This window comes from Streptomyces sp. RLA012 (assembly GCF_056270325.1).
On sequence record NZ_JBWDPA010000002.1, the window covers coordinates 1,640,689 to 1,660,364 of the forward strand.

Genomic DNA, 19,676 nt, shown 5'->3' on the forward strand with positions numbered 1-19,676 from the left:
GGCGACTACGCGAGGTGTATTCGACCGATAGTGATCATCTCTTCCGTACGACGACGAAGTCCGCGAGCGCCACGAGCTGGGCCCGCACCTGGTCGGGCATGTCGACGGCGTTCAGGGCTTCGATGGCGATGGTGTGCTGACGGCGGGCCTCCTGGGCGGTCCACTCACGGCCGCCCGCCTCCTCGATGAGCGCGGCGCGCGCGGCGAACTCCTCCTCGGAGAAGTTCTCGAAGTCGCTGGCCTTGGCGTCCTCGGCGAGCAGTTCGCCGAGCCGCTCGGAGGCGGGCCCGCCCGCGGCGAGCGCCGCCACGACCGGCAGGGACTTCTTGCGCTGGCGCAGATCGCTCCAGGTCTGCTTGCCGGTGGCCTCCGGGTCGCCCCAGATGCCGAGGAGGTCGTCGACGGCCTGGAAGGCCAGGCCGAGGTGGTAGCCGTACTTCTCCAGCGTGTCGGCGGTGCGGTCGTCCGCGCCGCCGAGGACCGCGCCGATGGAGCAGGCGCAGGCGAGCAGGGCGCCCGTCTTGTTGCCCTCCATCTCCAGGCACTCCTCGACGCTGACGCGGTCGCGGTGCTCGTAGGAGATGTCCTGCGCCTGACCGTCGATCAGGGCGCGGGTGGCGGTGGTGAGGCGGCGGGTGGCACGGCCGGCCTCGGCGGTGCCGAGTTCGAGGAGGATCTCGTTGGCCAGCGCGAACAGGGCGTCGCCGACGAGGATGGCCTGGGCGGGCCCGTGCACCTTCCAGACGGTGTCGCGGTGGCGGCGCTGTTCGTCGCCGTCCATCAGGTCGTCGTGCAACAGGGAGAAGTTGTGCACCAGCTCGACCGCGACCGCGCCGGGCACGCCGACCTCCGGTGCGGCACCGGCGGCCTGCGCGGACAGTACGGCCAGCGCGGGGCGCACCGCCTTGCCGCCGTCGCCGTCCGCGGGGTTGCCCTGGGCGTCGATCCAGCCGAAGTGGTAGGCGGCGACGGTGTCCATGGGTGACGCCAGGCGGTCGACGGCCGCCTTCAGCACCGGTGTGGCCAGGGTCCGGCCGCGCTCCAGGAGCGCGGTCACGTCCACCGCGTCGGCAGCCTTGTCGGCCGGGGGCACAGTGGGCACAGTCTCTCCTCTTGTTGCGGTACCGGGGGTGCGGGGGTCTGCCGCGCGCTCGTCGAGCATCAGGCCGCCTCCTCGAACGCGAGGAGATGGTCGCGGGGCCGGCCCAGGGCGCTCAGCGCGGCTCCCGCCGCACCCACGCCGCTGCGGACCGCACTCTCCATGGTCGCGGGCCACCCGGTGGCGGTCCACGCGCCGGCCAGACAGAGGCCGGGGGCTTTGGTGCGGGCGCCGGGCCGCAGCCGCCCGACGCCTGGGGTGGGGGCGAACGTCGCCGTGCGCTCCCGGGTCACGAAGAAGTCCTTCACCTCGGCGCCACGCGCGGCGGGCAGCAGCCTCTCCAGCTCGGGCAGATAGCGCTCGCGCAGGACGGCGACGGGTTCGTCGATCTCGTCCTGGGCGGCCGACTGCGAGAGGGCGAGGTACTGCCCTTCCCGCAGCCCGGACGCCTCGGTGCGGTCGAAGACCCACTGCACCGGGGAGCCGAGCGCCGCGAAGAACGGACGCGCGAGCACCTTCCGGTCGTAGACGACATGGACGTTGAGGATCGGCGCGGTACCGATCTCCAGCAGCCGTTCGGGGGCGTCGAGCGCTCCCTCGGGCAGCAGATCGTGGGCCTCGCGCTGGGGTACGGCGAGCACGACGGTGTCGGCGTCGAGGCTCTCACCGGGAACCTGAACGCTCCAACGCCCGTTCTCGTTAAGGGAGATGGAGGTGACGCGTGTACGGACTTCGGTACGCACGCCCGCGGAGTCGAGCGCCTTGCGGGCCAGGGTGTCGTGCAGTTCGCCCAGCGGGACGCGTGCCCAGCCGATGTCGGCCGCGCCCGGGTCGGACAGCAGACCGGTCTTGAACACCATCGCGGCGAGCCCGAGCGAGGAATCGCCGGCCACCGCGTTGAGGGTGGCGACCCCCACCAGGTCCCACAGTGCCTCGATGGCACGGTCCGACTGACCGTGCTCGGCGAGCCAACGGCCGAAGTTCTGGTCGTCGAGCGCCGGATCGTGGAGATCGAGCGCCTTGAGCGCCAGCGCGGCACGGCCGACCTTGGCGCGCTCGGACAGCGACAGATGCTGATACGTCGCCAGGCTGCGCGCCAGATGCAGCGGTACGGGCAGTGCGTCGCGGCCGATTCTGCCGAGCCGCCGGCCCGGACTGCCCTCGGCGTCGAGAACGGGCACGTCGAGACGATCCTGCAGCGGCGCGAGCGAGGCGGCGTCGATACGGTCGAGGAACCAGCGGTAGGCGGTGCAGCAACGCAGATACACATGCTGACCGTTGTCCACGGTGAGCTCGCCGCGCTGGAAGGAGAAGGCGAGCCCACCGAGTCGCGGCCGCCCTTCGAGCAGGGTGACACGCACCCCGGCATCGGCCAGCGCGAGCGCGGCGGTGATCCCTGCCAGCCCTCCACCGACCACCACGGCGGCTGCCCCTTCCGGGCGGCCCGAAGTCCCCGTGGGCTGCGTGTCCTCACTCATCGTGCACCCTCCCCTACGGCCGTGCCGCGGTGATCGAACGGTGCGCGGCAGGCCATCGCAGTCAGGGACGCCACCCGGCTCCGGAGGGTTGCCTGCCGTTTTTCACCGCCGGCATCACCTTGGCCCAGATTGTCCATCAAGTACGCCTCCTGACGGTACGGCGCGAGACGTGCCGGGCGTCCAGACCGGACAGTCCCCGCACCGCGACGTACGCCTTCTCGCGCCCCGGCAGCGAGACACGGCCGCGCAGCACGGCCTCCGGCTCGCGTTCGATCCGGTCGAGGAGGCGCCGGTAGATGCCCGCCATGGCCGCGACACAGGCGCCGCTGCGCCGGTCGAGCATGGGCAGCAGCCGGTAGCCCTCCGCGAAAAGGGTGCGGGCCCGTCGCACTTCGAAGTGGACGAGGCCCGCGAAGTCGGAGCCCTCGGGCGGGGTCGGCCCGTTGAACCCGGCCGAGCAGCCGAACTTCGCGAGGTCGTCGGCGGGCAGATAGGTACGTCCGCCCGCGGCGTCCTCCCGTACGTCCCGCAGGATGTTGGTGAGTTGAAGCGCGAGCCCGAGCGTGTCGGCATACTCCGGCGCGCGTTCGGCGCCGCGCGCGCCCGGTTCCGTACCGAACACGCCGAGCGAGAGCCGCCCGATCGCCCCGGCCACACACCGGCAGTACACCTTCAGGTCGTCCCAGGTCTCGTACGTCTCACCGCGTACGTCCATCAGGACGCCGTCGATGAGTTCGTCCAGACCGTCCAACGGCACCGGGAAGTATGCGGCGGTATGACTGAGGGCGACCGCGACCGGGTCGGTGTCGTCCTCGTCCACCCGGCCCTCGCGGACCCGGGCGAGCAGCGCCCGGGTGTCCTCAAGTCGGGCCGCCTTCACATCCGGTGCCAGCGTGCCGTCGCCGATGTCGTCGACACGCCGTGAGAACGCGTAGAGCGCCGACATCGCGCGACGCTTGGGCGTCGGCAGAAGTCTGATGCCGTACGCGAAATTACGCGCCTGCTGACCGGTCACTGCCTCGCAGTAGCTGTAAGCGGCGAGTACCGGTGCGGACACGTGTTGTTCCGACTCCACGGTCCGGATCACCCCTTTCCTCGCAGAGTCACTCCCACCTCGCGCAGCAACTGGAGCTTGCCGGGCTTGGGTGGGCCGGGAAGTACGTCGTATTCGGCGGCGGCGATCGCTCGGATCGCCGCCCTTCCCCCTGCCACGAACCCCGCGAGCAGCAGCTTGAGCCTGCCGTGGACGCTACCCACGAGGGGGGTGCCTTCATTCAGGAGGTGGAGCGCGCGTTCTGATTCGTATGCAACCAGCGCGCGCACCGATGCGCCTGCTGTGGCCGTGGCGAGATCCGCCTCCTGGACATGGAAGCGTTTCATGTCCTCGGCGGGCAGGTAGATGCGGTCGCGGCCGAGGTCCTCGGCGACGTCCTGGAGGTGCTCGACGATCTGCAGCGCCGTGCACACCGCGTCGGAGCGGCGGATGCGCTCGGGCGTCGAGGTGCCGGTGACGGAGAGGACGAGGCGGCCCACGGGGTTGGCGGACAGCTCGCAGTAGGCCAGCAGATCGTCGTAGGTCTCGTACCGCTTGATCAGCTGGTCCTGGCGATTGGCCGCGATCAGACCGAGGAAGGGCTCGGGGGTGAGGCTCGCGCGGCGGACCGTGGGCTGCAGGCGGCGCAGCAGCGGGTGGTGCGGTGTCGAGTCGAACACCCGATGCAGGTCGGCCTCGAAGGCGTCGAGGAACGCGAGCCGGTCCTCGGCCTGCTCGGGCGACACGCCGAGCAGACGGGCGTCCGCACCCCCGGGGGCGAGGTCGCCGTCACCGATGTCGTCGACGAGGCGGGCGAAGCCGTACACGGCCATCAGGTCGTCGCGCCAGGCCCTGGGCAGGAAAAAGGGCGCCACGGGGAAGTTTTCGTCCGCAGCCTTGTCGAGGATGCCACGCTCGGGATCACCAGTGCGGGCCGTCCCGGCTTCGGTCACCGCTCGCCACCCGGCGCGGCGACGGCACCCGCATCGCGGAGCTGGAGAGTTTCCGTAGCCATTGCCGTCACATCTCCCGTTCTACACTGCCGACCCAATACTGCCCATTTCGGACACGCCGCCCGGAGGCCCACGCAGCGCGCAGTGCCGGGTGTCGCGCATTATCGCCCCACTTGCCGCGATTCAGCACCGGTACAGCTTACGTTGTACAACGCAGCGAGGTTCGTCGGGGTGTCCTGCACATCACAACAACACACCGATTGGTGTCAAGATTCCTAAGGTCAGCCAGAGTTGGCTTTCCCTTTGCAGACGCAGGGCCCCGCCGAACCGTTCCGGCGGGGCCCTGGGCGAAACGGGCTACTTTCCCGTGAACTTCTCGTACTCCTTGAGGACCTCGTCGGTCGAACCGTCCATCCGCAGCTCGCCGCGTTCCAGCCAGAGCACGCGGTCGCAGGTGTCGCGGATCGACTTGTTGTTGTGGCTGACCAGAAACACCGTGCCCGCGCTCTTGCGCAGCTCCCGGATGCGGGCCTCGGAGCGCTTCTGGAAGGACCGGTCGCCGGTGGCGAGGGCCTCGTCGATCATCAGCACGTCGTGGTCCTTGGCGGCCGCGATGGAGAAGCGCAGACGTGCCGCCATGCCGGACGAGTAGGTGCGCATCGGCAGGGTGATGAAGTCGCCCTTCTCGTTGATGCCCGAGAAGTCGACGATCTCCTGGTAGCGCTCCTTGACCTGCTCGCGGGACATGCCCATCGCGAGCCCGCCCAATATGACGTTCCGCTCGCCCGTCAGGTCGTTCATCAGGGCCGCGTTCACGCCGAGCAGCGAGGGCTGGCCGTCGGTGAAGACCTTGCCGCTCTCGGCGGGCAGCAGACCGGCGATGGCCCGCAGGAGGGTGGACTTGCCGGAGCCGTTGGAGCCGATCAGGCCGATGGCCTCGCCGCGGTAGGCGGTGAAGGACACTCCCCTGACCGCGTGCACCTTGCGCACGCCGCGTGCCGTCTCGTCGGAGCCCCGCTTGACGATACGGCTGAGAGCCGCGGTGGCGCTGCCCCTGCCGGTCTTCGCGCCGTTGACGCGGTAGACGATGTGCAGCTCGTCCGCGATGACGGTGGGGATGTGGGACACCTGGTCAGCCACGGCCGTACCTCTCTTCCGCCTTCCAGAAGTACACGAACCCGCCGGCGGCGAAGACCACGGCCCAGAAGGTGGCGATGGCCCACACGTGCGGTGGCAGGTTGGAGGCGCTGTAGCCGTCGATGAGCGCGAAGCGCATCAGGTCCATGTAGACCGCGGCCGGGTTCACCTGGAGCACGCGGACGACCCACTCCGGCCGGCCTTCGAGCATGGTGTGGATGGAGAACATGACGCCCGAGGTGTACATCCAGGTACGCAGGATGAACGGCATCAGCTGGGCGAGGTCCGGCGTCTTGGCGCCCAGCCTGGCCACGATCAGCGCGAGACCGGTGTTGAACAGGAACTGGAGCACCAGGATCGGGACGATCAGCAGCCAGGACAGGCCCGGGTAGCTGCCGAAGCCGATCGCCACGACGAACAGCACGAGCATCGAGAAGAGCAGCTGCTGCAACTGCTGGAGCGCGAAGGAGATGGGCAGCGAGGCACGCGGGAAGTGCAGCGCGCGCACCAGCCCCAGGTTGCCGGAGATCGCGCGGACGCCGGCCATGATCGAGCTCTGTGTGAAGGTGAAGACGAAGACACCGGTCACCAGGAACGGGATGTAGGTGTCGTGCGACATGCCCCGGCTGGCCTTGAGGATCAGACCGAAGATGAAGTAGTACACGGCCGCGTTCAGCAGCGGGGTCGCCACCTGCCACAGCTGGCCCAGCTTGGCCTGGCTGTACTGCGCGGTCAGTTTCGCCTGCGAGAAGGCGAGGATGAAGTGCCGCCGCCCCCACAGCTGACGAACGTATTCGGCGAGTCCGGGCCGGGCACCGCTGACGGCCAGCCCGTACTTGGCGGCCAGCGCGGTCGCGGAGAGCCCGTCGTCGGGCGACGGACGATCGCTCACCGCGACTGTTCCGTCATGCGTTGTCTCACTCACAAAGGGAAACTTTCGTCTTCGAAATGCGCACGGCCTGGTCGGACAGGGGCAAGGAGCACGGGCCGGAGTGCGGCCGTGTGCCCTCGGGAACGAGCTTGTCAGATCACGAACGTGCTTGTCAGATGACGGGAGGACGGCCGAGACGGGTCAGCCGCCACACCGTACGCCACCTCATCGGACGCCGGGTACCGCACGGACTGGTCCAGCCCTCCTTGAAGCCGCCGAACCACGCCTTCAGGGCGGGTCCGGAGGGACGCCGCGCCAGCGTCAGGAGCATCCAGACGCCCAGGTAGACGGGGACGAGCGGTGCGGGAAGATTTCGGCGGGCGAGCCAGACACGGTTGCGGGCCACCATGCGGTGGTAGACCGCGTGCCGCGAAGGGGCGGTCGTGGGGTGGTACAGCACCATGTCGGACCGGTAGTCGATCATCCAGCCCGCGTCGAGGGCCCGCCATGCCAGGTCGGTTTCCTCATGGGCGTAGAAGAACGCGTCCGGAAGCCCGCCGGCCTCGGCGAAGACCTTCGTACGGACCGCGTTGGCGCCGCCGAGGAAGGTGGTGACACGGGAGGAGCGCATCGGGTCGGAGGCGCGCAGCCGCGGTACGTGACGGCGCTGGGTCTCGCCAGTCTCCGGGTCGGCGATCCGGAAGCTGATGATGCCCAGCTCGGGGTCGGCGGCGAACGCCTCGCGGCACAGCGCGGCGGTGTCGTGGGTCGCGAGGAGACCGTCGTCGTCGAGGAAGAGCAGGATGTCCACGTCGGTGCCGCCGGGGCCGAAGGCCTCGATGCCGACGTTGCGGCCGCCGGGGATGCCGAGGTTCTCGGGCAGCTCGACGGTGCGTATGCCTTCGGGGACGTCCGGGACGGGCGAGCCGTTGCCGACCACGACCACCTCGACCCGGTCGCCGTCCTGCTTGGCGACGGAGTCCAGCAGGTCTCGGAGCTCGTCGGGGCGGTTGCCCATCGTGATGACGACCGCGCCGACCTTCATCGGGGCGCTCACTTCAGCCTGCTGGAGGCGAGGATGGACACGAGGTGCAGCACGGTCTGCAGAATCGCGATGCCGGCGAGTACGGCGGTGCCGAGCCGGGTGAAGAACAGGTCGCCCGTGATCTGGTCCGCGATCGCGAGGACCAGGATCAGCAGGGATGCCTCGATACCGAGGATCAGCCGGTGGAACTTGAGCGCCCCGGCGGCCCGGCGGGCCAGCGCCATACCGGAGGAGCGCGGCTCGGACGCCGCCTCCTTGACCGGCGGCAGCCCGCCCTGGTGGCGGGCGACACCGACGAGGTCGGTCTCGGCCTTCACCAGGATCGCGCCGAGGGCCGCCAGCGTGCCGAGGAAGGCCCACAGCCAGTCGATCCGCCCGGTGCCCCACAGGTCGGCGGCGCGCAGGCCGAGGCCGACCAGGACCGCCGCGTCGGTCAGATAGGCACCGACGCGGTCCAGGTAGACCCCGCCGAGCGAGAACTGCTGCCGCCAGCGCGCGATCTCGCCGTCGACGCAGTCCAGCAGCAGGTACAGCTGGACCATCACCACGCCGAGCACGGCGCCCGCGATCCCCGGCACCAGCAGGGCCGGGGCCGCGAGCACGCCGAAGACGGTCATCAGGTACGTGAGCTGGTTGGGCGTGATCCTGGTGTTCACCAGGTAGCGGTCGCAGCGCAGCGAGATCTCTCGCATGTACAGGCGTCCCGCCCAGTGCTCACCGCTGCGCCGGTCCTTCACCCCTGCGGGGTGAACGACGGGGCGGAGTTCAGCTACCGATGGCCTTGGCATAGTCGGAGTAGATGTCCTTGATCTGGTGGGTTTGCAGGTCGAGGTGTTCGAGGATCGTGTAGCGCCCGGGCCGGGTCTGCGGAGCGAACTCCACGACCCGCACGAACTCGTCCACGGTGAAGCCGATCTCCTCGGGCAGTACCGGCAGCCCGTGCCGGTGCAGCACCTCGGCCATGTACACCGACTCCTCGTGCGCCCCGCGCAGATACATCGCGAAGGCCGCGCCCAGGCCGCACTGCTCGCCGTGGCTCGCCGCGCGTTTGGGGAAGAGCAGGTCGAAGGCGTGGTTGATCTCGTGGCAGGCGCCGGACGAGGGCCGTGAGTCGCCGGACACCGACATGGCGACACCGCTGAGGACCAGCGCCTCGGCCAGCACCTGGAGGAAGCCGTTGTCGCCGATGCCGCCCGGGTGGCGCAGCACGGCCTCACCGGCCTGCCGTGCCATGGCGGCCGCGAGACCGTCGATCTTCTCGCCGTTGACGCGGTGGGCCAGCTCCCAGTCCGCGATCGCGGAGATGTTGGAGACGGCGTCACCGATGCCGGAGCGCACGAACCGCGCGGGAGCCTCGTGGATCACATCGAGGTCGATGACGACCGCGATGGGGTTCGGCACACCGTACGAGCCGCGGCCCGCGTCGTTGTCGAGGGTCGCGACGGGCGAGCACAGGCCGTCGTGCGCGAGGTTGGTGGGCACCGCGACCAGCGGCAGCCCGACCCGCGCCGCGGCGAACTTCGCGCAGTCGATGATCTTGCCGCCGCCCAGGCCCACGACCGCGTCGTAGTGCCCGGCCTTTATGGCACCGGCCAGCCGGATCGCGTCGTCGAGGGTGCCGCCGCCGACCTCGTACCAGGTGGCGCCGGGCAGGGCCGGGGCGAGCCGTTCGCGCAGCTTGGCGCCGGAGCCGTTGCTCACCGCGACGGCCAGCTTCCCGGAGTGCGAGATCCGCTCGTCGGAGAGCACGCTCGCCAGGTCGTCCAGGGCACCCGGGCGGATGTCGACGACCACCGGCGAGGGAATGAGCCTCGTCAGTACTGGCACGCGATCTCCCGTCCCTTGGCGAGGTCGTCGTGGTTGTCGATCTCGACCCACTCGACCTCGCCGATCGGCGCCACGTCGATCTTGAAGCCGCGGTTGACGAGCTCCTGGTAGCCGTGCTCGTAGAACTGCTGCGGGTCCGTCTCCCACACGGTCTTCAGGGCGTCGGCCAGGTCGGCGGCGGCACCGCCCTCGATGAGGGTGACACCGATGTACTCGCCGGTGGCCTCGGAGGGCTCCATCAGCTTGGTGATCTTCTGGACGCCCTTGTCGGGGTGCGCGACGACCTTCATCTCCTCGTCGGCGAGCTTCTTCACCGTGTCGAGGGCGAGGATGATCTTCTTGCCGTCGCCGCGGGCGGCCAGCAGCGTCTTCTCGACGCAGACCGGGTGCACGGTGTCGCCGTTGGCGAGGATCACGCCGTCCTTGAGGGCGTCCCGGCCGCACCACAGGGAGTAGGCGTTGTTCCACTCCTCGGCCTTGTCGTTGTCGATGAGGGTGATTCTGAGGCCGTACTTCTCCTCAAGGGCGGCCTTGCGGTCGTAGACGGCCTCCTTGCGGTAGCCGACGATGATGCCGACCTCGGTCAGACCGATCTCGGCGAAGTTGCCGAGGGTCAGGTCCAGGACCGTGATGCTGTCCTCTATGCCCGCGGGACCAACCGGCACGAGAGCCTTGGGAAGGCTGTCGGTGTAGGGGCGCAGACGCCGTCCGGCGCCGGCCGCCAGCACGAGGCCGATCATGCGGGTTCTCCTTCATCGTGTACGGCGGGAGCCCCTGAGGACACCCAGAAGCGGATGCTCTCCACGAGCACCAGCAGTGCCACGGCCACGGCGAGCGCCGTGAGCGCGGCCTTGAACTGTGCGGCGGTGAGCAGCGCGGCCAGGACGGTGACCAGCAGAGTCCTGCCTTCGTGCCCGCCGATCGCCCGCACCAGCCAGTGCGGGGGGGCTCCGGCGTTGCCGCGGATGCGATACACCGTGTCGTAGTGATGGTAGGCGACAGCGGCCACCAGGCCGAAAGCCGCAGGCAAGGCCCCGTTCACCTCCGAGCGAGCGGCAAGTATCAGCACGGTGAGGTATTCCGCTGCCCGGAAGAGCGGTGGCACGAGCCAGTCGAGGGGGCCCTTGAGGGGGCGCGCGACCGCGCGGCCCGCGCAGGCCGCGTAGACGAGGGCGCCGACGATCATCTGCCAGTTTCCGAACTGCCGGAACGACACGTCGACCAGCAGGATCACGGTGCCCAGCGCGGCCCAAAGCGGCGCGGAACAAGCGCGGGCCTTCGCTCTGCGGACCGGTCCCGAGGCCACAGCCTCGGCGATGGGGCCCGAGTCGGCGAGGTCCGCCAGCGCCTGCGCCGCGCGGTCGGTCCGCCGTGCCTTGCGGGTCAGCGAGCGCAGTACGCGGCCCGCCGTGGTGTACGTCGCCGCGAGGGCGCAGCCGATGAGCAGCGCGTAGAAGGTGATGCGGGGGGTCGTCAGGGCCGTGAGGACGGCGATCATCGCCCATCGTTCGCCGATGGGCAGAACTATCATCCGGCGCACCCAGACCGTCCAGCCGACGCTGTCGAGCTTGTCCGAGAGGGCGGCGGTGGGGCTGGTGTTGGCGGTGGCGTCGTGGTTCGCCTCGTTGAAGGAGAAGTCGACGACATGCCGGCAGGTCTGCAGGATCATCGCGCCGAGCGCGAGCGCCCATACGTCGTCGCCGCCGCGGGCGGCTCCCAGGGCGAGGCCCGCGTAGTAGGCGTACTCCTTGGCGCGGTCGAAGGTGGCGTCCAGCCAGGCGCCGAGCGTCGAGTACTGCAGGGAGTAGCGGGCCAGCTGCCCGTCCGTGCAGTCCAGGACGAAGGAGAACAGGAGCAGCAGGCCCGCTGCGACGTAGCCGGCGCGGGTGCCGGTGGCGGCGCAGCCCGCGGCGATCAGCGCGGTGAGCAGCGAGGCGGTGGTGACCTGGTTCGGGGTCAGGCCGCGGCGGGCGCACCAGCGGGCGAGGTAGCGCGAGTACGGGCTGATGCAGTACGTCGTGAAGAAGCCGTCGCGGGCCTTGACCGCGCTGCGCAGACGTACGGCCTCGTCGTCCACGGCCAGGACGGCCTGCCGGGCCTCGTTGCGCTGCTGCGGGTCGGTGGGGACCACGGCGACGAGTGTGCCGAGCTCGGGGCGGTACACGGCGACGCCGTCCGCGTCGAGGGCGGCGGTGAGCCGCTCGGCGAGGTTGTCGGTGGCGACCGCGAGAGGGCCGGAGGCGGAGCTCTCGCGGGCCACGGCGCGGGTCAGCGCCCGGCGGGCCTCGGGCTGCACCGATACGGCCCCGGGCAGTGCGGAGGCCGCGAAGCGGGGGTCCGTGAGACCCAGGCGCAGTGCGTGCTGGTGCCCCACGAAACGGGCGTCGACGACGGCGACCCGCTGGTCGGCCGGTACGGCGGCCAGCAGTGTCTCGGCGTCAGCGGCCTCGGCGGCGAGCCGCACGTCGAAGCCCAGCGACCGCAGATCGCCCTCGAGCGACGATCCGGGGACCGGCTGGCCGGTGAGGATGGCGGTCGACAGCGAACTCACTCCCTGGGTTCCGGCGCGGCCTCGCGCCGGACATGTGCGTGATGGGAAGGCCCAGGTCCACACGGTGACCGGGCGGCATGTCGGCAGAGGCTATCGGATGATGAGAAGCAGGCGTTCACCGCCCGTTCACGGCTGGTCAACCAGACCTGTGTAGGGCCTCCGCCGCGATCATCATCGGTGATCCGGGTGCCGGGTCACAAACCGCACCCCGCAGAGCGGGGTATTCACGATATTGACGATGTACCAGTGTGGACCGGCCGGAAGCGGCACACAGCGGGCAGGGCGGGAGATCCGGCATAGGGTGGTCGTCCATGACATGGCTGATCACAGGCGGGGCCGGATACATCGGCGCACACGTGGCCCGGGCGATGGCGGAGGCCGGGGAGCGCGTCGTCGCCCTGGACGACCTCTCCGCCGGGGTGCCGGGCCGGCTCCCGGAGAGCATTCCCCTGGTGCAGGGCTCGTCACTGGACGGGGATCTGCTCAAGCGGGTCCTCGCGGAGCACGCGGTGACGGGTGTGGTCCATCTCGCCGCGCGCAAGCAGGTGGGCGAGTCCGTGGCCCAGCCCACGCGCTATTACCAGGAGAACGTGGGCGGACTCGCGACGCTCCTGGAGGCGGTCGCCGGGGCGGGCGTCGAGCGGTTCCTCTTCTCTTCCTCGGCGGCCGTCTACGGCAACCCGGATGTGGACCTCATCACGGAGGCCACCCCCTGCGCCCCCATGAGCCCGTACGGCGAGACGAAGCTCACCGGCGAGTGGCTGGTGCGGGCGGCGGGCCGGGCGCACGGCATCGCGACCGTATGTCTGCGCTACTTCAACGTGGCCGGCGCGGCCACGCCCGAGCTGGCCGACACCGGTGTGTTCAACGTGATCCCGATGGTCTTCGACCGTCTCACCCGGGGCGAGGCGCCGCGGATCTTCGGCGACGACTATCCGACGCCGGACGGCACCTGCGTCCGTGACTACATCCACGTGGCCGACCTCGCCGAGGCGCACCTCGCGGCGGCCCGGCGGCTGACGGGCGGCGCGACGGGCGACCTGACCGTGAACATCGGCCGCGGGGAAGGGGTTTCGGTACGAGAGCTCCTCGCGCTGATCAAGGAGGTCACCGGGGAGTCCCGGGAGCCGGTCGTCGAGGCGCGCCGCCCCGGGGACGCCCCCCGGGCGGTCGCCTCGGCCGAGCTGGCCGCCCGGAAACTCGACTGGAGCGCGCGGCGCGGGGTGCGCGAGATGGTCGAGTCGGCGTGGCAGGGATGGCTGTCGCACCGTCCGCCGACACGGCACTGACTCCCCCAACAGGGGATTAACGATCGTGACCATGCTCTGACCTGCAGATCATTTCCGCAGGTCAGAGCATATGACAACGGTGTTCAGTGCCGCGTTGCCGGATACCCCCCGCCCGTAGTTCACTGTGATCCGGGCAGAGCACAGGAGGCGGCTTCCATGGGGGCTGGACACGATCACGGGCACGCGCACGGCGCGCCCACGACCGGCACGGCGGCGGCCGCGTACCGCGGGAGCCTGCGGGTCGCGCTGTCGATCACGCTCACCGTGATGGTGGTCGAGATCGTCGGCGGCATCATGGCCGACTCGCTCGCGCTCGTCGCGGACGCGGCGCACATGGCGACGGACGCACTGGGCCTGGGCATGGCACTGCTCGCGATCCACTTCGCCAACCGCCCGCCCAGCGGCAACCGGACGTTCGGCTACGCGCGGGCCGAGATCCTCGCCGCGCTCGCCAACTGTCTGCTGCTGCTCGGCGTCGGCGGCTACGTCCTGTACGAGGCGATCCACCGCTTCGTGACACCCGCCGCCACCGAGGGCGGTCTGACCGTCGTCTTCGGCCTGATCGGCCTGGTCGCGAACACGATCTCGCTCGCCCTGCTGATGCGCGGCCAGAAGGACAGCCTCAATGTGCGCGGCGCCTTCCTGGAGGTGGTGGCGGACGCGCTGGGTTCGGTGGCGGTGATCATCTCCGCGGTGGTGATCATGACCACGGGCTGGCAGGCCGCCGACCCGATCGCCTCGATCCTCATCAGCATCATGATCGTCCCGCGCACCTGGAAACTGCTCCACGAGACGCTCGACGTGCTCCTGGAGGCGGCGCCCAAGGACGTCGACATGGCGGAGGTCCGCGCCCACATAGTGGCGCTGCCCGGTGTCGAGGACGTCCATGATCTGCACGCCTGGACCATCACATCCGGAATGCCGGTCCTCTCGGCCCATGTGGTCGTCAGCTCCGAGGTCCTGAACGCCATCGGTCACGAGAAGATGCTCCACGAGCTCCAGGGCTGCCTGGGCCACCACTTCGACGTGGAGCACTGCACCTTCCAGCTGGAGCCGAGCGGGCACGCTGAGCACGAGGCGAAACTGTGTCATTGAGAGGCTCGGATGAGCGCCTCTCCGTCGGGGCCCCGACCGGGCCCCCGCATCCGAAGGTCTGGTTTCTCACGTTGTCCGACCGCGACGCCCTCCACGAGGCTTTCTTCGCCCTGCGTCACCGGCTGCCCCGGCAGGGCCCCGGCTCCGACGCGACCACCCGGCATCTGCTCTCCCTCGCGGGCCCGCTGCCCGCCCGTCCGCGCGTGCTCGACCTGGGCTGCGGTCCCGGCCGGTCCGCGCTGCTGCTGGCCGCCGAGGCCGCGGCAGAGGTGACGGCCGTCGATCTGCACGAGCCGTTCCTCGCCGAACTGCGCACGGCCGCCAGGGCCCGCGGCCTCGCCGCGTCGATCCGCACCGTCAACGCGGACATGGGAGAGCTCCCCTGCCCGGACGGTTCGTTCGACCTGATCTGGGCCGAGGGCTCGGCCTATCTGATCGGTTTCGACACCGCGCTGCGCGGCTGGCGGCGGCTGCTCGCCCCCGGCGGCGCGCTCGTGCTCACACACTGTGTATGGACCACCGACACACCGTCCGACCGGGCCCGCGCCTTCTGGGCGGACGAGCCGCTGCGTACGACCGGTCAGGACACCAGGGCCGCGCTCGACGCCGGGTACGCGGTACTCGGCGTCCATCCGCAGCCGGAGTCCGACTGGGACGAGTACTACGAGCCGCTCGCCGCCCACGCGGACGTGGCCGACGTCACCCTCCCCGGTATGGCCGAGGCCGTGGCGGGCGCCCGGGCGGAGATCGCCATGCGGCGCGAGCACGGGAGGGAGTACGACTACGTCGGCTACGTCCTGCGTCCGGTCGCCGTCGACACCTGACGGGTCCCGTCCGCGCCACCCGATCCGGTGGCGCGGCCGAACACCTGATGCCCCCTGCCCTGGACGATTCCTCGTCCGCGACACCGGGCACGATCAGGTGTCCGGCCGCTTCCGGCGACTGACGTACGTCGGCCGCGGGTCCCGCTCCGGGGGCCCGGGGCGGGACATGCGGGGAGCCACGAAGTGCCGGGAGTGCCGGTTTCGTACGGCAGACTTGGGACTCGAAGACCGATGCGAAGGATGGGTATGCCGATCACACCTGCCACCGCGACGCACAGTTCGTCGAACGGCACCGTTGAAGCGATCTTGCTCGAACTGGTCGACGAGGACGGCAACACGATCGGCACGGCGGAGAAGCTCGCCGCCCATCAGCCACCCGGGCAGCTGCACCGGGCCTTCTCCGTGTTCCTCTTCGACGAGCACGGCCGGCTGCTGCTCCAGCGGCGCGCCCTGGGCAAGTACCACTCCCCCGGGGTCTGGTCCAACACCTGCTGCGGTCACCCCTACCCCGGCGAGGCGCCCTTCGCGGCGGCCGCCCGGCGCACGTACGAGGAGCTCGGGGTCTCCCCCTCACTGCTCGCCGAGGCGGGCACGGTCCGCTACAACCACCCGGATCCCGAGTCGGGCCTGGTGGAGCAGGAGTACAACCACCTCTTCGTCGGCATGGTGCAGTCCTCGCCGCACCCCGACCCGGAGGAGGTCGGGGACACGGCGTTCGTGACCGCCGCCGAGCTCATGGAGCGGCACGCGAAGGACCCCTTCTCGGCATGGTTCATGACCGTCCTGGACGCGGCCCGTCCGGCGATCAGGGAGCTGACGGGCCCGTCCGCCGACTGGTGACGGCCCCGTCCGCACATCGGGGACTCCCCCACGCGTCTCCCACGGTGACCGGCTAGACGATGCTCGGTGTGAGCGGCAGGGCGGCCCAGATCACCTTGCCGCCACTGGCCGTGTGCTCCACGTCGCACACCCCGCCCGACTCCCTGGTGACCTCCCGCACCAGCAGCAGCCCACGGCCGCCGGTCTGGCCGTGGTCGGCCTCCAGGGCGGTCGGGCGATAGGGGTGGTTGTCCTCCACGGAGACCCGCACCCACTCGGCGCCGACGGCAACCTCCACGGCGAGCATCGGGGACAGCAGCGCCGCGTGCCGGACGGCGTTCGTCACCAGTTCGGAGACGATCAGCAGGAGCCCTTGGGCGAGGTCGTCCGAAACGGGCACTTGTTGACGGTGGAGCAGGTCACGCACGGCGTGTCGCGCCTGCGGCACCGAGGCGTCGATGGCGGGAGCGGTGAACCGCCACACCCCCTCGTACGGCAGCGGGCCCGGTGGTCTCCGGTCTGGAGGCACGTCCCCGCCGCCTTCGGGGCGGGAGTCGAACCCCCGCCCGTGGTTCTCCATCGTCCGGTCGCCACCCTTGCGCTCGATTGTCACCACACGTCGAGTGTTGGTAACGCGCTGGTCCGGACCGAATGCCTGAACAGAAGTCAGCGATTATCGACGATTTCTGATCGTCGGCGTATGACACGGTCAGTTGTGCGACCGCTCCTGTCCCCGTCGTGCCTGCTTCGCGAACTATTCGGGTTGTACGGGTTTGGCCTCGGGCTCGCCGGATTCGTCCGCCGGTCGCCCCGAGACCAGGTGCACGATCCGCCGCCCGCCGAAGCCGGTGGCGACCAGGCCCAGTCCGTCGAAGAGCAGCGCGAGCGCGAAGAAGCAGCCAATGACGTACTTGCCGCTGCTCGGCCAGTCGGTGTAGACGAGCCCGGCGATCACCAGGATCACGCCGAGCGCCGCGATCCAGCTGAAGTCGCGGCTCAGTCTGGCGGTCTCGTCGGGTGCCGCCCTGCCCCTGGACCTGGCCGTCAGCGCCTCCTCGCGCCCGGCCCCCTTCTTGATCGTACGTTCGAGGGGGGCCGGATAGCATCCGGCCCATGGAGCCGCAGCTGTTGCACCGTTTCGGCGACGGAGTCGCCACTGTCGTCATCCACCACCCCGCCAAGCTCAATGCCATGACGGCGGCCATGTGGCGGGCGCTGCCGCCGCTGCTCGACGAGTTGACCGCCGACCCCGATGTACACGCGCTCGTGCTCACCGGCGAGGGCGACACCTTCTGCGCGGGGGCCGACATCTCGACACTGCGGGGCTCCTCGGACGAGGCGCAGGGCCTGGCCGTGGCCGCCGAGGAGGCGCTCGCCGCGTTCCCGAAGCCGACGCTCGCGGCGATCCGCGGGTACTGCGTCGGCGGCGGGTCCCAGCTCGCGGCGGCCTGCGATCTGCGGTTCGCGGAGGAGGGGGCGCGGTTCGGGGTGACGCCGGCGAAGCTGGGGATCGTCTACGCGTCCTCCTCCACCCGGCGGCTGGTGTCGCTGGTGGGTCCGGCGACCGCCAAGTACCTGCTGTTCTCCGGCGAGTTGATCGACACCGAGCGCGCGCTGCGCACCGGTCTGGTGGACGAGGTGCTGCCCGAGGGCACGCTCGACAAGCGGATCGGCGAGTTCACGCGCGTGCTGGCCGGGCGGTCGCTGCTGACGCAGGCGGCCGCCAAGGAGTTCGCGAACGGACGGACCGACCGGGACGCGCACTGGGCCGAGCAGGCGCGCGGCAGCGGCGACACCGCGGAGGGGGTCGCCGCCTTCCTGGAGCGCCGGCAGCCACGGTTCACGTGGACCGCTCCGGCGCCCACCACGACCACTCCATGACTACATCCATGGCTACATCCACGACCACTCCATGACTACTCCATGACTACTCCATGATGAAGCGGCTCTTCGCCCGGAACTCCTCCACGAGATGTGCGGGTGCCTTCTGGGGCGACCCGGCGTCGTAGGGCGGCTGCGGGTCGTACTCCGTCAGCAGTTGTACGGCCCGGGCGTGTTCGTCGCCCGCGATCCGGCCGAGCAGGGTGAGCCCCATGTCGATGCCGGACGAGACCCCGGCCGCGGTGACGTACTTCCCGTCGAACACCACCCGCTCCCCGGTCGGCTCGGCACCGAACCGCTTGAGCAGGTCGAGGGCCAGCCAGTGCGATGTGGCCCGGCGGCCGTCGAGCAGCCCGGCGGCGGCCAGCAGCAGCGAGCCCGTGCACACGGACGTCGTCCAGGTGCTCGTGGCGTCGGCGGCGCGCAGCCAGTCCAGCAGGACCCGGTTCTCCATCTGCGGGGTCTGGCCCGGCCCGCCGGGGACCACGAGGATGTCCGGGTTCGGCACCTCGGCAAGGGTCTTGTCGGCGGTCAGGGCCAGGTTGCCGCTCTCGTTGCGGACGGGGCCGGTGTGCTCGGCGACGAAGACCGTCTCGGCGCCGGGCAGGCGGCCGAGGGTCTCGTACGGGCCCACGGCGTCCAGGGCCGTGAAGCGGTCGAAGAGGACGATGGCGATCTGCATCGGGCTTCCTTTCAACGGGTGGCGGTCGGCCGGAGCGACGAGTGCGGGGGCCGGCCGGGCCGACAGGTGACGGCGGCCGTAATCAATGGGAAGCGGCCGTATCAATGGGAAAGGGACGGCCGGAAGCGGCGCCGGTACTCCGCCGGGGCCGAACCGAGCGCCTTGACGAAGGCGCGGCGCATCGCCTCCGGGGTGCCGTAGCCGCAGGCCCGGGATATCTCCTCGACACCGTCCGCGGTGTCCTCCAGCAACCGCCGGGCGTGTTCGAGGCGGATCCGGTCCACGTACCGGCCCGGTGTCATGCCCGTCTCCGCCTGGAAGGCGCGGGCGAAGTGCCGGGGCGAGAGACGGGCGCGGGCGGCGAGCGAGCCGACGGACAGGTCGTCGCCGGGGTGTTCGGTGATCCACTGCTGCACCTCGCGCAGGGGCGCGCGCTGCGCCGTCTGCGCGGCGAGCTGGGCGCTGAACTGGGCCTGGTTCCCGGGGCGCCGGAGGAAGACGACCAGGTGGCGTGCGACGGTGAGGGCGGTCTCCCGGCCCAGGTCCTCCTCGACGAGCGCGAGGGCGAGGTCGATTCCCGACGTGACCCCGGCCGAGGTGGACACCCGGCCGTCGCGGACGTAGATGGGGTCGGGGTCGACCCGGATCGCCGGGTGGTCGCGGGCGAGCTCGTCGCAGTAGGCCCAGTGGGTCGTGGCGCGGCGGCCGTCCAGGAGGCCCGCCGCGGCGAGCAGGGCGGCGCCGGTGCAGACGGAGACCAGACGGTCGGCGTTCGGGCCGCACGCGCGCAGCCAGTCGGTCAGACGGGGGTCGGGGCGCCGGGTGCCCCGGCCGCCCGGCACGAGCAGGGTGTGCGGGGCGGGCGTGTCGGCGAGAGCCTGGTCCGGGACGAGGGTGAGGCCGCTGGTGGTGCGTACGGGTGCGCCGTCCAGGGAGGCGGTGCGGATGCGGTACGAGCCGCCGTGGCAGGCCTCGGCACCGGCGAAGACCTCCACGGGCCCGGTGACGTCGAGGCTCTGCACGTCGTCGAAGAGGACGACCAGGACGGTTCGCATACCGTCGATTCTTGGCGGCCCGGGCGATGGCCGCAAT

The 19,676-nt window shown here is 70.6% G+C and carries 20 protein-coding genes and 1 pseudogene; 5 read left to right on the top strand and 16 right to left on the bottom strand.

Annotated elements, in window-relative coordinates:
* Positions 1-34: 34 nt before the first annotated feature.
* The 12 genes from RV986_RS07790 to RV986_RS07845 all read right to left on the bottom strand — a co-directional run bounded on the left by RV986_RS07790 (position 35) and on the right by RV986_RS07845 (position 11,985).
* Positions 35-1,162 (bottom strand): polyprenyl synthetase family protein, encoded by a 1,128-nt coding sequence (locus tag RV986_RS07790; protein ID WP_475916680.1) that lies wholly within the window; start codon positions 1,160-1,162, stop codon positions 35-37.
* Positions 1,162-2,577: a hydroxysqualene dehydroxylase HpnE gene (gene hpnE, locus RV986_RS07795; protein WP_475916681.1), complete on the bottom strand. Its 1,416-nt coding sequence runs from the start codon at positions 2,575-2,577 to the stop codon at positions 1,162-1,164. The genes RV986_RS07790 and hpnE overlap by 1 nt, the downstream gene beginning before the upstream one ends.
* The gene (locus RV986_RS07800; RefSeq protein WP_475916682.1) at positions 2,574-2,714 is read right to left on the bottom strand and encodes a DUF6380 family protein; all 141 of its coding nucleotides are present in this window, start codon (positions 2,712-2,714) and stop codon (positions 2,574-2,576) included. Before RV986_RS07800 ends, hpnE begins: the two co-directional genes overlap by 4 nt.
* A complete protein-coding gene (hpnD, locus tag RV986_RS07805) occupies positions 2,714-3,664 on the bottom strand; it encodes a presqualene diphosphate synthase HpnD (protein WP_475916683.1) in 951 nt (316 codons plus the stop codon). Before hpnD ends, RV986_RS07800 begins: the two co-directional genes overlap by 1 nt.
* Positions 3,661-4,563 (bottom strand): squalene synthase HpnC, encoded by a 903-nt coding sequence (gene hpnC / locus RV986_RS07810; protein ID WP_475916684.1) that lies wholly within the window; start codon positions 4,561-4,563, stop codon positions 3,661-3,663. The genes hpnD and hpnC overlap by 4 nt, the downstream gene beginning before the upstream one ends.
* A 357-nt stretch (positions 4,564-4,920) precedes the next feature.
* A complete protein-coding gene (locus RV986_RS07815) occupies positions 4,921-5,703 on the bottom strand; it encodes an ABC transporter ATP-binding protein (RefSeq protein WP_475916685.1) in 783 nt (260 codons plus the stop codon).
* Positions 5,696-6,625 carry an ABC transporter permease gene (locus RV986_RS07820; protein ID WP_475916686.1) on the bottom strand — a complete coding sequence of 310 codons (930 nt, stop codon included), beginning with the start codon at positions 6,623-6,625 and terminating at the stop codon, positions 5,696-5,698. Before RV986_RS07820 ends, RV986_RS07815 begins: the two co-directional genes overlap by 8 nt.
* Positions 6,626-6,743: 118 nt before the next feature.
* Entirely contained in the window at positions 6,744-7,616 is an 873-nt protein-coding gene (locus RV986_RS07825; RefSeq protein WP_475924211.1) for a glycosyltransferase family 2 protein, read from the bottom strand.
* Positions 7,617-7,624: 8 nt separating this feature from the next.
* Positions 7,625-8,404: a CDP-alcohol phosphatidyltransferase family protein gene (locus RV986_RS07830; protein WP_475916687.1), complete on the bottom strand. Its 780-nt coding sequence runs from the start codon at positions 8,402-8,404 to the stop codon at positions 7,625-7,627.
* Positions 8,382-9,443, bottom strand: coding sequence for an iron-containing alcohol dehydrogenase family protein (locus RV986_RS07835; RefSeq protein ID WP_475916688.1), 1,062 nt, complete (start codon positions 9,441-9,443; stop codon positions 8,382-8,384). The genes RV986_RS07830 and RV986_RS07835 overlap by 23 nt, the downstream gene beginning before the upstream one ends.
* Complete coding sequence (locus RV986_RS07840; protein WP_475916689.1) at positions 9,431-10,183, bottom strand: phosphocholine cytidylyltransferase family protein; 753 nt, start codon at positions 10,181-10,183, stop codon at positions 9,431-9,433. The genes RV986_RS07835 and RV986_RS07840 overlap by 13 nt, the downstream gene beginning before the upstream one ends.
* On the bottom strand, positions 10,180-11,985 hold the full coding sequence (locus RV986_RS07845) for a DUF5941 domain-containing protein (RefSeq protein WP_475924212.1): 1,806 nt from the start codon (positions 11,983-11,985) through the stop codon (positions 10,180-10,182). The genes RV986_RS07840 and RV986_RS07845 overlap by 4 nt, the downstream gene beginning before the upstream one ends.
* 320 nt (positions 11,986-12,305) lie before the next feature.
* Between RV986_RS07845 and galE the strand changes: the two genes are divergently transcribed.
* The 4 genes and pseudogenes from galE (at position 12,306) to idi (ending at position 16,042) form a co-directional block, all read left to right on the top strand.
* Positions 12,306-13,283 carry a UDP-glucose 4-epimerase GalE gene (gene galE / locus RV986_RS07850; protein WP_475916690.1) on the top strand — a complete coding sequence of 326 codons (978 nt, stop codon included), beginning with the start codon at positions 12,306-12,308 and terminating at the stop codon, positions 13,281-13,283.
* Between the two features lie 156 nt (positions 13,284-13,439).
* The gene (locus RV986_RS07855) at positions 13,440-14,378 is read left to right on the top strand and encodes a cation diffusion facilitator family transporter (protein WP_475916691.1); all 939 of its coding nucleotides are present in this window, start codon (positions 13,440-13,442) and stop codon (positions 14,376-14,378) included.
* A gap of 71 nt (positions 14,379-14,449) precedes the next feature.
* Positions 14,450-15,184: pseudogene (locus tag RV986_RS07860) on the top strand (class I SAM-dependent methyltransferase); the annotation flags it as partial.
* A gap of 264 nt (positions 15,185-15,448) precedes the next feature.
* Positions 15,449-16,042 (top strand): isopentenyl-diphosphate Delta-isomerase, encoded by a 594-nt coding sequence (idi, locus tag RV986_RS07865; RefSeq protein ID WP_475916692.1) that lies wholly within the window; start codon positions 15,449-15,451, stop codon positions 16,040-16,042.
* Positions 16,043-16,094: 52 nt separating this feature from the next.
* On the opposite strand, the gene RV986_RS07870 is transcribed toward idi, so the two are convergent.
* Positions 16,095-16,601 (bottom strand): ATP-binding protein, encoded by a 507-nt coding sequence (locus RV986_RS07870; protein ID WP_475924213.1) that lies wholly within the window; start codon positions 16,599-16,601, stop codon positions 16,095-16,097.
* A 174-nt stretch (positions 16,602-16,775) separates the two neighbouring features.
* On the bottom strand, positions 16,776-16,985 hold the full coding sequence (locus tag RV986_RS07875; protein ID WP_475916693.1) for a hypothetical protein: 210 nt from the start codon (positions 16,983-16,985) through the stop codon (positions 16,776-16,778).
* Positions 16,986-17,134: 149 nt separating this feature from the next.
* On the opposite strand from RV986_RS07875, the gene RV986_RS07880 reads away from it, so the two are divergent.
* On the top strand, positions 17,135-17,902 hold the full coding sequence (locus RV986_RS07880; protein ID WP_475916694.1) for an enoyl-CoA hydratase/isomerase family protein: 768 nt from the start codon (positions 17,135-17,137) through the stop codon (positions 17,900-17,902).
* Positions 17,903-17,948: 46 nt separating this feature from the next.
* Here RV986_RS07880 and RV986_RS07885 read toward each other — a convergent pair whose 3' ends face one another.
* Together RV986_RS07885 and RV986_RS07890 are read right to left on the bottom strand one after the other, a co-directional pair.
* Positions 17,949-18,584 carry a DJ-1/PfpI family protein gene (locus tag RV986_RS07885; RefSeq protein WP_475916695.1) on the bottom strand — a complete coding sequence of 212 codons (636 nt, stop codon included), beginning with the start codon at positions 18,582-18,584 and terminating at the stop codon, positions 17,949-17,951.
* A 101-nt stretch (positions 18,585-18,685) separates the two neighbouring features.
* On the bottom strand, positions 18,686-19,639 hold the full coding sequence (locus RV986_RS07890; protein ID WP_475916696.1) for a GlxA family transcriptional regulator: 954 nt from the start codon (positions 19,637-19,639) through the stop codon (positions 18,686-18,688).
* Positions 19,640-19,676: the final 37 nt, after the last annotated feature.